This window comes from Marinobacter sp. THAF197a (assembly GCF_009363275.1).
Taxonomy (GTDB): Bacteria; Pseudomonadota; Gammaproteobacteria; order Pseudomonadales; family Oleiphilaceae; genus Marinobacter.
Window position 1 is genome coordinate 3,739,818 of sequence record NZ_CP045324.1, and the last position, 12,962, is coordinate 3,752,779.

Annotated in this window: 10 protein-coding genes; 4 read left to right on the forward strand and 6 right to left on the reverse strand. The window is 59.2% G+C overall.

The genetic code is table 11. The features are described 5' to 3' along the window. Positions 1-43: 43 nt before the first annotated feature. A complete protein-coding gene (crp, locus tag FIV08_RS17370) occupies positions 44-685 on the reverse strand; it encodes a cAMP-activated global transcriptional regulator CRP (protein WP_007153756.1) in 642 nt (213 codons plus the stop codon). A gap of 280 nt (positions 686-965) precedes the next feature. Here crp and FIV08_RS17375 point away from each other — a divergent pair, with 280 nt between their 5' ends. The 3 genes from FIV08_RS17375 (at position 966) to FIV08_RS17385 (ending at position 3,318) form a co-directional block, all read left to right on the forward strand. Beyond that, positions 966-1,388: an OsmC family protein gene (locus FIV08_RS17375; RefSeq protein ID WP_152439250.1), complete on the forward strand. Its 423-nt coding sequence runs from the start codon at positions 966-968 to the stop codon at positions 1,386-1,388. Between the two features lie 144 nt (positions 1,389-1,532). After that, entirely contained in the window at positions 1,533-2,324 is a 792-nt protein-coding gene (gene speD / locus FIV08_RS17380; protein ID WP_058091492.1) for an adenosylmethionine decarboxylase, read from the forward strand. A 133-nt stretch (positions 2,325-2,457) separates the two neighbouring features. Continuing rightward, entirely contained in the window at positions 2,458-3,318 is an 861-nt protein-coding gene (locus FIV08_RS17385) for a pirin family protein (RefSeq protein WP_152439251.1), read from the forward strand. A gap of 3 nt (positions 3,319-3,321) precedes the next feature. On the opposite strand, the gene FIV08_RS17390 is transcribed toward FIV08_RS17385, so the two are convergent. Together FIV08_RS17390 and FIV08_RS17395 are read right to left on the reverse strand one after the other, a co-directional pair. Continuing rightward, entirely contained in the window at positions 3,322-4,188 is an 867-nt protein-coding gene (locus FIV08_RS17390; RefSeq protein WP_072676143.1) for a phosphoribulokinase, read from the reverse strand. An 18-nt stretch (positions 4,189-4,206) separates the two neighbouring features. Next, positions 4,207-7,959 carry a DUF1631 family protein gene (locus FIV08_RS17395; protein WP_152439252.1) on the reverse strand — a complete coding sequence of 1,251 codons (3,753 nt, stop codon included), beginning with the start codon at positions 7,957-7,959 and terminating at the stop codon, positions 4,207-4,209. 193 nt (positions 7,960-8,152) lie between these two features. Between FIV08_RS17395 and FIV08_RS17400 the strand changes: the two genes are divergently transcribed. After that, a complete protein-coding gene (locus FIV08_RS17400; protein ID WP_152439253.1) occupies positions 8,153-9,223 on the forward strand; it encodes an aminopeptidase in 1,071 nt (356 codons plus the stop codon). Here FIV08_RS17400 and argA read toward each other — a convergent pair. From argA to FIV08_RS17415, 3 genes are read right to left on the reverse strand one after another with little or no spacing between them, the layout of a single operon-like run. Then, a complete protein-coding gene (argA, locus tag FIV08_RS17405; RefSeq protein WP_072678107.1) occupies positions 9,197-10,504 on the reverse strand; it encodes an amino-acid N-acetyltransferase in 1,308 nt (435 codons plus the stop codon). The two genes, FIV08_RS17400 and argA, sit on opposite strands and share 27 nt — an antisense overlap. Positions 10,505-10,521: 17 nt before the next feature. Next, positions 10,522-11,691 carry an acetylornithine deacetylase gene (gene argE, locus FIV08_RS17410; RefSeq protein WP_152439254.1) on the reverse strand — a complete coding sequence of 390 codons (1,170 nt, stop codon included), beginning with the start codon at positions 11,689-11,691 and terminating at the stop codon, positions 10,522-10,524. A 22-nt stretch (positions 11,692-11,713) separates the two neighbouring features. Further along, a complete protein-coding gene (locus FIV08_RS17415; RefSeq protein WP_072676139.1) occupies positions 11,714-12,958 on the reverse strand; it encodes an acetylornithine deacetylase in 1,245 nt (414 codons plus the stop codon). Positions 12,959-12,962: the final 4 nt, after the last annotated feature.

Below are 12,962 nucleotides of genomic sequence, written 5' to 3' on the forward strand. Positions count from 1 at the left end.
TGACAGTCAGCGGCCTTTGAGGCAGTTGCCAGGCGGGAATCGTTCAGCGGGTGCCGTACACCACCATGGTTTTGCCCTTGACCCGAACCAGGCCCTGGTCTTCCAGCGTTTTCAGAACGCGGCCTACCATCTCCCGGGAACAACCAACAATACGGCCAATTTCCTGGCGAGTGATCTTGATCTGCATGCCATCGGGATGGGTCATGGCGTCTGGCTCCTTGCACAGGTCCAGCAGGGTGCGCGCCACCCGTCCGGTCACATCCAGGAACGCCAGGTCGCCAACCTTGCGGGTGGTCTGGCGCAGGCGAGAAGCCATCTGCTCGCCGATGAAATAGAGCACCCTCGGGTCCTGCTGGGCGATCTCACGGAACTTGGTGTAACTGATCTCCGCCACTTCACACTCGGTCTTGGCCTTGACCCAGGCGCTGCGGGAGTCCATGTTGTCAAACAGACCCATTTCGCCGAAAAAGTCTCCAGCGTTCAGGTAGGCCATGATCATCTCGCGGCCATCATCGTCTTCAATGATGACGGTGACGGAACCTTTGACGATGTAAAACAGGGAGTCGCTTTTGTCACCGGCATAAATAATGGTGCTTTTGGCGGGGTAACGCCGACGGTGGCATTGGGAAAGGAAATAATCCAGGTGTTTGGTTTTCTGCTCAACCGGCTTGACGATGGTAGCCATAGTGCGGGACATGCCTCCTCAGAGTCTGGCGATTCCTGATGTTTTTCTGCCCCGCATTTCCTTGCGGGTTTCGCGATTTTTATTGTTTGCAGCGCAACTTATAACAAGAAGGTCATCTTTCGGCAACTCGAAAGCGGATACAAGATGTATCTGGGATCAATGCCTCTTTGGTCGCAAGGGGTAGCTGTCGCCACTATCAGACTGTGCTAGCATCCTCCATCAGGCTCCGGAGCAACCTTGATCACATCCGGCCATGAACCATCACCCATGGGAGAACCCGATGAAAGCAACCGTCGACTGGACCGGCAACGCCAGTTTCAGGGCTACCAGTGGCAGCGGCCACAGTGTGCAGATGGACGGTCCGCCTGATCATGGCGGCGAGAACCTTGGGCCACGCCCCATGGAAATGCTGCTGATGGGCGTGGGTGGTTGCTCGGCCTTTGACGTGATGAGCATCCTGAAAAAGAGTCGGCAAGACGTCACCGCCTGCCATACAGAACTTGAAGCAGAGCGGGCCGATGCCGTACCGGCTGTCTTTACCAAAATACACCTGCATTTTGTAGTTACCGGCCACAACCTCAAAGAGAAGCAGGTCGAGCGGGCGGTAAGCCTGTCTGCTGAAAAATACTGCTCAGCGTCCATCATGCTCGGAAAAGCCGGCGTCGAGATCACCCACAGTCACGAAATCCACGCCGCAGAGTAAGCGATTTCCGTAGCCAGCGCGCCCCATGCCGCCAGTGGGGCCACCGTAACCAAAAATGTCATTGTAGATACTATTCATTGACACACACGGTATGCATAATACGCAACTTTCTCCGCAGGTCTGCGCAAAAGGTGAGCAATTATTATGGAAACCAAACTCCAGCTGCACGGTTTCAACAACCTGACCAAATCCCTGAGCTTCAACATCTACGATATCTGTTACGCGCAGACCGAAGAGCAGCGTGAAGCCTACATTGACTATATCGACGAGATGTACAACGCCGAGCGTCTGACCCAGATCCTGTCTGACGTGGTCAAAATCATCGGCGCCAACATCCTCAACATTGCCCGTCAGGACTACGAGCCCCACGGTGCCTCTGTGACCATGCTGATTGCCGAGCATGAACTCACAGACAGCGAAGCCAACAATGAGGAATCTCCGGGCCCGCTGCCCGACACCATCGTGGCGCACCTGGACAAGAGCCATGTGACCGTTCACACCTATCCGGAAAGCCACCCCCACGATGGCGTCAGCACCTTCCGCGCCGATATCGACGTGTCCACCTGCGGCCTGATTTCACCTCTGAAAGTGTTGAACTACCTGATCCACAGCTTTGACTCCGATGTGGTCACCGTGGACTACCGGGTGCGCGGCTTCACCCGCGATGTCGATGGCACCAAGCACTACATCGACCACGACATCAACTCGATCCAGAACTACCTGACCGAAGACACTCAGAACGCTTATCAGATGATCGATGTGAATGTGTACCAGGAAAACCTGTTCCACACCAAGATGATGCTGAAAGAGTTCAACCTGGATAACTATGTCTTTGGCGTGAACGCCGACGAACTGGACCCGGCCGAAGCCCAGTCCATCGAAGACCGCCTGCGTCGCGAGATGCTGGAAATCTTCTATTCCCGAAACGTGGAATAAGCCTGAGCGGCGGTGGCCACAGGCCACCGCCGCTCTTCTTCAGTTTTTTTGATCTGTCCCGCCAGAATTCTGCGTTTTCATCCTTCGTCTCTCCCCGGTTTAATAGAACCATCATCAACGAGAGGAGGACGACATGACGCTTCGCTCCCTGAAACAGACTATTCCCGCTCTTGGCACCTCGGATGGCGCCGGCGTAAAAATCAAACGCTCACTGGGTCAAAGCCAGGCCATTCGCATGGACCCGTTCCTGATGCTGGATGAATTTGGTTCCGACCAGCCCCAGGACTACATCGCCGGCTTTCCCGCACACCCGCACCGGGGCTTCGAGACGGTCACCTACATGATCGAAGGGCACATGCTGCACGAAGACCACCTGGGTAACCGTGGCAACCTTCGTAATGGTGGCGTGCAGTGGATGACCGCCGGCCGGGGCATCGTGCATTCTGAAATGCCGCAACAGGAATCCGGTGTCATGCGCGGCTTCCAGTTGTGGCTGAACCTGCCGGCAGCCGAGAAAATGAAGCCAGCCGGCTACCGGGATATTCAGCCCGAAGACATCCCAGTGTTCAATCAGCCCGGAGCCTCCGTAAAGCTGATTGCCGGCGAGGTGAACGTCAGCGGCGTGCAGGTATCCGGTGCCGTGACCGGCGGCACTACCGAACCGCTATACGCCGACATTCACCTTGAGCCCAATGCCCAGCTTTCGCTGCCCGTGGCACAGCCCCTGAACGCCATGCTGTACCTCTACGAAGGCAATGCGAGTCTGGTTACTGGTGAGGCGCAAACCCAACTTCGGCTATCCGCCGCCAACCTGCTGGATGACGGCGATGAGATCCTGCTGGCCGGAGGCCCAACCGGTGCCCGGCTGCTGTTGATTGCGGGCCGCCCGATAGGTGAGCCGATTGTTCAGTACGGGCCGTTCGTGATGAATACCCGTGAGGAAATCGAGCAGGCACTGAGGGATTACCAGACTGGGCGCTTAACCGCCGCCTGAACATCAGGCGAAGGTTCGGCCCGCCATCAGGCGTTGGATCATGGGGCGGATGATCAACTCCATGGCCAACGCCATCTTTGGCCCCGGAATCACCAGCGTGTCGTGGCGTGACAGCGTGCTCTGGGGAATCGCCTGCAACAGCCAGGAAAAGTCCACCTCGTTAGAGTCGCGAAAGTGGATCACCACCATGCTTTCATCTTCACTGGGCACATCCCGGGCGATGAAGGGGTTGGAGGTATCCACCAGCGGTATCCGCTGGAAGTTGATGTGGGTATGGGAAAACTGGGGCACGATATCGTGTACGTAGTCTTCCATGCGGTTGATGATGGTCTGCACCACGGCCTCCTGGCTGTACCCCCGCTGGTTGGTATCCCGATGGATTTTCTGGATCCACTCCAGGTTTACAATGGGCACCACGCCGATCAGCAGGTCAACGTACTGGGCAATGTTGAAGCTTTCGCTGATCACTCCCCCGTGTAGCCCTTCATAGAACAGCAGGTCCGTGTCTGCCGGTAGTGGTCCCCAGGCGGTGAATGTCCCCGGTTTATGACCGGCCTCAACCAGTTGGCGATCTTCATCGTGAACATACTGGCGGTATCGTCCGTTGCCGGTATGGCTGTAGTCATAGAACAAGGCTTCCAGACGGTCGATATGATTGGCTTCCAGGGCGAAGTGGTTACGCTCGCCAAACTGTCCCTTGGCCGCCAGCCGGGCCATCTGCTCCCGAGTGTACCGGTGGAAACTGTCACCACCCACCATGGCGGCGTTCAACTCCTCACTGGCAAACAGCCGCCTGAAAATCTGGCCGGTGGTGGTCGTGCCGGCCCCGGAGGAGCCGGTCACCGCAATGATAGGGTGGCGTTTGGACATAATGAGCAATTTCCCGGATCAGGTCAGGCTGGTGAGCAAGCGTGGTTTTTCAACAACAAAGCCTTGAGCATAGTCCACACCCAGCTGCCTGAGCATATCCAGAACGTCTCGGGATTCAACCTGGGAGGCAATGACTTCCCGCTTCATGTAATGCGCCATGTCCACCATGGATCTCACCATTGCCTGGTCAGTCTGGCTCGACACCAGCTGGCTGGTGAAGGCACTGTCAATCTTGATCAGATCCACCGGCAGGGAACGCATGAACTGGAACGAACTGGGGCCACTGCCGAAATTACCCAGGCAGAACCGGCAGCCCAGTTCTTTCATCTCCAGGATGAAATCGGCCACCGCCTGCACGTCGCTGATGGCAGATGCCTCGGTCAGCTCAAACCACAGCCGTTCGATGGGCGCGTCTTTTTCACTGAGCTTCTCGTAGATAAATTCCAGCAAGCTCTGATCATTCAACGAATACCCAGACAGGTTGATACACACGCCACCGACGTGTCGGGGGTCCGGTGCCTGGTCCCTCAGCCAGTCCAGCATATGCCCGACCACCCAGCGGTCCACCGCCTGCATGCGATCATAGCGCTCAGCCATGCGCACAAAATCCTGGCCGGTTATCAGGGCGCCGCTGTCATCGTACATGCTGATCAGAATCTCATACTGGGCCGTCATCCGGGCCTCGGCATGAAGCGGTATGATCTTCTGGCAGCGCAGCAGCATGCGTTCTTCATCCGGATCCGACAGGCTGGCGACGCGCGCGGCGATCTGCTCCTGGCGGGCCTGGTCATCGGCATCCAGAGTAAATTCGGCGATCTTGCCCGGCCCCATTTTCCGGGCCTGGGATAACGCCTGCTCCGAACTTCTCAGCCAGCGTTCGGCACTCACCAGAGCCGGCAACTCGGCCACCAGGCCAACGTTGGCCGACAACGTATACTGGCGGCCGCCAAAGGCAAACTCAGCCGATTCAATGGCCTCGATCAGGGCCGCGGCCACATCCTGGCCCTGCTCTTCCGCAACCAGCATGGCGAATTCATTGCCGGCCAGGCGCGCCACCGGCATGCCATCACCCACATGGCGGCACAACAGCTCTGCCACCTGCTTGAGGGTTTCATCACCAGCCTGGTAGCCAGCGGTATCATTGAGCAACCGGAAGCCACGGAGGTCCAGATGCAACAGAGTGCGGCTGTCTTCACGACGGGCCAACTGCTGCTCCAGCATCCGTTCGAACTCCCGGCGGTTAAGCAAACGGGTCAGCTCGTCATGGGTGGACGCCCAGGACAGCTGGTCATAAACGTTGCGGACCATGCGGTCGATACTTTCATCCACCAGCGGTCGGTCGTACTGGTTATCAGGCACGATGATGCCCTTGCGCATCTGTCGGGCCAGCGCGTCCAGCTCCAGCTCAACCACCCGCATGCCCTGATGATTGACAAAGACAAAGCGGCTAAAGCCCCGGGCGATCCAGACCAGCCGGATATACTGGAGTTCGTCAGGCCGGGTCTGGTCCCGCAGCCAGTCGCCGGTGCGCAGCTGCTGCGACCGGTTGATCCAGCGTTGAAGGCTGCGCTGTTCCCGCTCGTTGAGGGTTTGCGGGTCTTTCTCCGCTGGTTTTGCCGGCGGCACTTCGACCATCTCAGGGGTTTTGTCGGGCCGGCGAACCAGGAAGTGCTTCAATTCATCGCGAATCTGGGAAGACGGCATGTGATTGCTGGATATCGACGCCAGGCCGTCCTGGATCAGCCGCAGAAGCTCCGGCAGGTTGATACTGCTCTCCGGATCATCGGCAAAGGCCAGCAGCGAATCAATCACCGCCAGGTAGTCCTGCCAGAGCTGACTGTCTGGCCCCTGGCGAATCCAGGTCAGTGACAACAGGTCCCGCCAGCCGCCTTCCAGCAAACTGACCAGCGCCCGGGGAACCTTGCGACCGGCAATGCGCTGATCAATCGCGGCGCTCACCGCCGCCTTGGACTCAGACACCTTCTGGGCACCCTCGGCCGCTGCCGTTACACGCTCGACGTTCCGGCGGTAGACCAGATTCTGCCGGTCAATCAGGGTGTCCAGCTCGGTCACTGTCTGTTCAAACACGCCGGTGTCCTGCTCGAAATCCGTGGCAATGCGCTGAACCAGCTCGTCGACCCGTCGCTGGACCACCGGGTTCAGGCGGCCACCCTTGACCCCCAGCTGGGCCAAACGGTTCATCACGCCGCGGACAGGGCTGTCCTGATCCTCAAAAAACGCCGGATCCCGCATCACCACCTTGAGCACCGGCACTTCCAGCTGACGCATCCGGGCCTGCACATAGTCACTGAGTTTGGGGCTTTCCACGACACTTTTGAAAAAGCGATCAACGACATCCAGGGTTTGCTGCTGCTCGTCATCCAGCCGGGCTTCGCCGATTTCCTTGATCTTCTCGACCACCCGCTCTTTCAGCGGGGCGGCGGATTCTTCCGGGCCCGCCGCGCGTACCTGCAACTCCTGCAATTCCCGGTGCAGTTCACCGGTCGACAGTGGGCGCGCATTGGGGGCAAAGTCCTCCCGGGGACTTTCCCCTCGGGAAACCCGGCTTGCCTGCAGGGTTGTGAGCAGATTGCGAACGGTGGAAAACGCCGTCTGGGCGGCCTGGGCGTAGCCGCGGAATTCACCGGATAACCGGCTTTTCAGGGCTCGGCTTGCGGGCGTGGCGCGGGATTCCTCGGCGGGCTGGGCCGGGCTCTCGGCTGGGGTCTCTTCTGGCCTGGTGACTGTCGGCGCGGGCGTGGGCTCGTCCTTTGGCGGTGCCTGCTCACTGAGGTATTTGGACAAGTCCAGGTCTGGCAGCACGCCATGACGAATAAGAATGTTGTTCAGTTCCCGGTACAGCGGCGCCAGTTGTTTAAGCACGGTTTGCTCAAAGGTCTTCAGGCAGACTTTCTCCACCTCTCTGGTTGCCTTGAGCTGTAACAGGGCATGATGGAAGGCCTCACAGACCAGCGCTGGCCCAAGCGGGTTGTGGTGGCCGGTGCGATTGGCGATACCGAGCTTGTCCAGTCGCAGCTTGAGCTGAAGCAGGTCGCCACGGTACTGGGTATCGGCCCGAGTGACCATTACCCGGATGGTCAGCCAGTCTTCGAACTCGTTCTTGTCGACCACAGACAACTCAGCCCCCGGCACCCCCTTCTGGGCTGGTTTCAGAGGGGATTCCAGAAACCTCGCCATATGGTGCCAAAGAATCCTCTGGCGTGCCTGGAGCTGCCCTGAGGCGTCCATATACTCGTTGGCCAACTGATCGCTGGGAGCCTTCTGGGCGGCCTTGCGGAGCGCATCGACCATCTGCACGAAACAGGCATCCATCAGCGGTTCGATGAAACTGGTCACGGTTTTGGCAGACTGATGCAGCACAAACTGCACACGCTCACTCGGCGCCCGCAACGACGACCTGGCCTGATCACCACTGCTGCCGCAAAGCTGCAGCATGGCATTCAGGGCGTCCGGATTGGAGCGGGTGAAGTTCACCCCCATAGCGCCATCTATGCGCCGCACGGGGCTGACATGCAATTCATATCGGCGCTGGCCGTCCACACCGCGAAACCGAACCACCAGCTCGGACGGCTGGCTTTGATCGAACACCCGGTCCAGTTTTCGGGAGGTTTCACCGGAATAGCGGATGAACAGGCCTTCGGCGCAAAAATCAGCAATCTGGCAGGGCCAGGTATTACCGCCACCTGCGTCGATCTGTGCCGCGAGTTTAATGGGCTGTCGGGTACTGCTACGACGTTCTCTCGGATCCATGAACTACCTGACCAATTGATAAGCCGGCCTGGTCGCCAATGACCGTCGCCCTGGCGAACATCCCTGAGTTAGTGGCTGTGATCTGCTGTTATGATAAAAAGAGTATAGCCAGCCCCGGAAAACAGCCAGCGAGCCTGTCACGACGAGCACCAGGGCGGAGCCGGAAAGACCATCAATCACAACGTACGGATACATGAGACAGCTTAGTCAGATCTATCTTCTTTTGCTACTGTTAACAGGGCTCCAGGGGTGTTCGACCATTGGCTACTATGGCCAGGCAGTGGGCGGCCATCTTTCACTGATGCTGCGGGGACAACCCGTGGAATCGGTTGCCCGCGACCCACAAACCGACCCGGAACTGAAACGCAAACTGGCCGTTGCACAGTCCGCACGCACCTTCGCAAATGACGTACTTCAGCTACCCGTCGGCACGGCCTTTACCAAATACGTTGAGCTGGACCAGCCCTGGGTTGTGGTCAACCTGGTTGCTGTACCCGAATTCTCGCTGGACCCTCACCAGTGGTGTTATCCCGTGGTGGGCTGCCAAGCCTATCGAGGCTACTTCAATCTGGAGCGGGCGCGCAAGGAGCAGGCCCGGTTCAACGCACAGGATTACGACACCTTCATCGGCGCCGTCACTGCCTACTCTACCCTGGGTTGGTTCAATGACCCTCTGCACACCGGTTTTACCAGCCTGCCAGATGACCGCATGGTGGCACTGATGTTCCACGAACTGGCCCATCAGGTGGTGTATATCAAGGAAGACACCGCGTTTAACGAAAGCTTTGCCACTGCCGTTGAACTGGAAGGCCTGAGAATCTGGCTGGAACAGCAGGCGTCCGAAGCCGGTTTTGACCGCGCCCTGCAGCGGCTGGAGCACCGTAATCGGACCCTGGACCTGGTCAACGACGTCGGCGCACAGCTCCGACAGCTCTATCAGCAACAACAGGTACTGGCCGCCGACGTGCTAAGGGGCCGCAAGGCGGCCCTGTTGGAGGAACTGGCCCATGCCTACGCCGAGCTATCAGAACACTACCCGGAGCCTGGCCCATTTGGCACACCGCCGGTGCGCCTGAACAACGCCAACCTGGCTCTGTTCCAGCAATACAACCAGCATGTGCCGGCATTCCGGCAATTGTTGCGGGATCACCACTACGACTTCGGACAGTTCTATGACTCGGTCAAGACCTTGTCCAGGGCCACGCCGGAGGAGCGGGAACAACAGCTCAGTGCCCTGTCACAACGGTTTGTAGAACACCTTTGAGTTGCGCTGAGTGTTGTAGGACGCCAGCTTTGGCCCGGGCAAATCCTGCACCGCCGTGGGCAGAAAACCCCGCTCCCGGAACCAGTGTTCGGTCTGGGTAGTCAGTACGAACAGTTTGCGGATGCCCTGCCCCTTCGCCAGCTTTTCAATCATCGCCAGAATGTCATCTCCCCGCCCGGCGCGCCGGTAGGAGGGGTCGACCGCAAAACAGGACAGTTCACCGGTACCTTCGTCCGGGTAATGATATAGGGCAGCACAGCCAACGATAGTGCCATCCCGCTCGGCCACGACGAAGCGGTCCACTTCGGTTTCCAGCATTTCCCGGGAGCGGCGCACCAGGATGCCCTGCTCTTCAAGGGGCTGGATCAACTCCAGAATACCCCCGATGTCTTCCACCCTGGCCTGGCGGATCTGCTCGTAGTTATCCCCGCTGACCAGGGTTCCGGAACCGTCCCGTGTGAACAGTTCCTCCAGCAACGCGCCATCTTCCACGTAGCTGATGATGTGGGCCCGGCGCACGCCTTTCACACAGGCATCACAGGCTGCTTTGAGCAGTGCCGCGTCATGGCCGGTCACCACATTGGTATTGAGGCGTTCCGATGCCTGGCGAGCCGACAGCTCCCGAATCAGTGAACCGTCTTCCTCAAGCAGGCCTTCGTCATCGATGAACACGATCAGTTTTTCTGCCTGCAAGGCAGCCGCCACCTGGCTGCCAACGTCCTCGTAAGACAGATTGAAAGCATCACCGGTGGGCGAGTACCCCATGGGCGGCAACAGAACGATGTGGCCCTGTTCCAGCAGCTGTTCAATACCCCGGGTATCCACCCGGCGCACTTTCCCGGTGTAGCCGAAATCCACGCCATCCAGCACCCCCACCGGCTTGGCAGTAACATAGTTGCCGCTGGTGACCCGGATTCTGGCATTGTGCATGGGCGAGTTAACCAGACCCATGGACAACTGGCTTTCCAGATAGGCCCGCAAGCCCCCGATGGCTTCCATGACCAGGGGCAAGTGGTTATCCGGGGTGATGCGCAAGCCGCGGGCAAAGGCCGATTCAAGACCGGCGTCGTCCAGCCGGGACTGGATCTGCGGGCGACCACCAAAGGCCACCACCAGGCGCACACCCAGGCTGCTGAGCAAGGCAATGTCGTGGATGATATTGATGAAGTTCCGGTGCTCGATGGCATCGCCGGGCATGGTCAGCACGACGGTTCGGCCGCGATGAGCATTGATGTACGGAGATGAGTGGCGGAATCCGTGCAGCCATTCGTTCGATTTCAAACCTTTCTCCCCTTCCATCAAAGACAAAACTGCTTGATCAGACCGCGCAGAATATCCACGGTGGGTTGTAATTGCGACATCTCAAGAAACTCATCCGGCTGATGCGCCTGGTCAATGGAACCAGGCCCCATCACCAGGGTTTCCAGGCCCAGCTTCTGCAACCAGGGCGCCTCGGTGGCGAAGGCAACCGCGTGGGCGGTGTGGCCGGTCAGCGTTTCACACGCCTTGACCAGGGCCGCATCGGCCGGCGTTTCAAAAGGCGGCACGCCGTCGAACAAGGGCTCGAAAGTCAGGTTCAATTGCCGACGTTCTGCCAGGGGCTGCATCCGGTTGAGAATCGCCTGGCGCAGGGTTTCCATGTTCATCCCCGGCAACGGACGCAAATCGAAGTGGAGTTCGCACTGAGCGCAGATCCGGTTCGGGTTGTCACCCCCGTGAATGCAGCCCAGGTTCAGCGTCGGTACCTGCACTTTGAAGTTGGGGTTTCGGTATTTTTCCTGCCATTCGGTGCGCAGATTCAGCAGTTCCCCCAGGGCCTCGTGCATGCCCTCCAGGGCATTGCGACCAAGGTCCGGGTTGGAGGAATGGCCGGATTGACCATCAAACCGCAGCCGCTCCATCATGATGCCCTTGTGCATGCGCACCGGCTTGAGGTTGGTCGGCTCGCCGATGACCGCATACCGGGCCTTCGGTTTGCCGGCCTCCGCCAGTGCCCGGGCGCCGTTCATGGAGCTTTCTTCGTCCGCTGTGGCGAGGATGATCAGTGGTTGCTGAAGCGGCTGGTCGACAAAAGCTTTGGCCGCTTCAATGGCCAGCGGAAAGAAGCCTTTCATATCGCAGGTACCCAGGCCGTACCAGCGATTGTCCTTTTCGGTCAGGGTGAACGGATCACTTTGCCAACGCTTGTCATCGAACGGAACGGTATCGGTATGGCCAGACAGCACCAACCCGCCCGGACCGCTGCCAAGCGTGGCAATCAGGTTGTATTTGCCCGGCATACCCGGCACTTCCAGGATTTCCACCGCAAACCCCATGGGCTCCAGCCATTCGGCCAGGGTTCTTACAACCGCTTCGTTACTGTGGTCCCAGTCCGGTGATGCGCTGCTGATGGAGGGCAGCGAAATCAACCGGGTCAGCATGTCCCGGATGTCCGGTACGGTCTGTAACTTGTCAGTGCTGTGCGCCATGGTAGCCTCCCGGCCGTTGATCTCAGTCTGCCCTGCCCCGCCGCCAGACATCAAACTGGGTGATGGCCCGAATCAATATTGGATAAGCCACCTCTCCGCCGGCAACGGTGCGTGACACTTCCAGCTCACGCTCCCCCACGCTGACCAGGCGACCCTCTACCTGATTGCCGTTAGACAGCGTTACCCTCACCTGCCGCCCCAGCCAGGTCTGCGCGCCTTCCAGGTCCGCCGGGTACCATTGCTGAACACCGGGCTCCTCCCGGGGGATCACCGGTTCCAGTGCTTCCAGAGGCAACTGTGGCTCGGGGGCTTCCATTTCGGTCAGGTAGATATCGGGAACCCCGGCACCATTATAGTCAACCGGCCAGGCGGCTTCGGGCGCCGATTCAGAGCGTACGGGTATGCCAAAAGTGCCAGAGCCGGGTGTAATGGCAAATTGCAGCTCGCCACCTTCCATCAGCCACTGGCGGTAAAGTGCCAGCAATTGATCGCTGCCATCGTAGCCACGAGCTTGCAGGCCTGCCGCCATTACAGAGACAGCGTTACTGGCCCATTGGTTCACGTCCTGCCCGGTTTCCCGGGCACAGTAAGCCGACAGGCGGCGCATCAAACCAGCGTCCCGAAAGGTGATACGAACCGGTTCAGCACTGCTCTCCAGGGTGGCCGCCAGGCCGGAGAGATTAACCCGGGCGTCCGGCCATTCCGCTTCCAGGCTGCCGGTTTCTGCACTATTGATCTCCAACCGGACACCTTCAGGGCCCTGCTTCAGGTGCACGTCGCCGCGAATAGCAGAAATCCCCATGCGCATCAGGTCGCCACTGCCCAGTTGCTGCCGGGGATCAGGCGCACAGGCCAGCGACACCAGCGGCGGCAGCCGTGATTGTGACTCGGTACCCGCGGTCAGCCAGTTCCGGAACATGGTCGGCTCCAGAGCCATGCTGGCCTGCTCTGCCGTCAGCGACCAGGTCGCTGGCAGCGGTGACGGGTTGGCCAGGGTGGTCAGAAGGGTCACAGGCGAACCGGCATCAAATTCAATCAGACCCAGCTGCAACGGCTGGGTCAGTCGAAAGTCTTCCCAACGGGACTGCCTCAAGGTCACCCGGCCGTCCAGAGCCGAGCCGATCTGGCCTCGCTCCAGCACACCATAGCTGGAGAGCTCCGACCGCGCTTGTGCCATGCGCTGATCCGTCAGCCACCAGACGCCGGCCTTGAAACCGACAAAAGCCACAATTCCCAACGTGATCAGAAATGACAACAGGCGCTTCATCCGG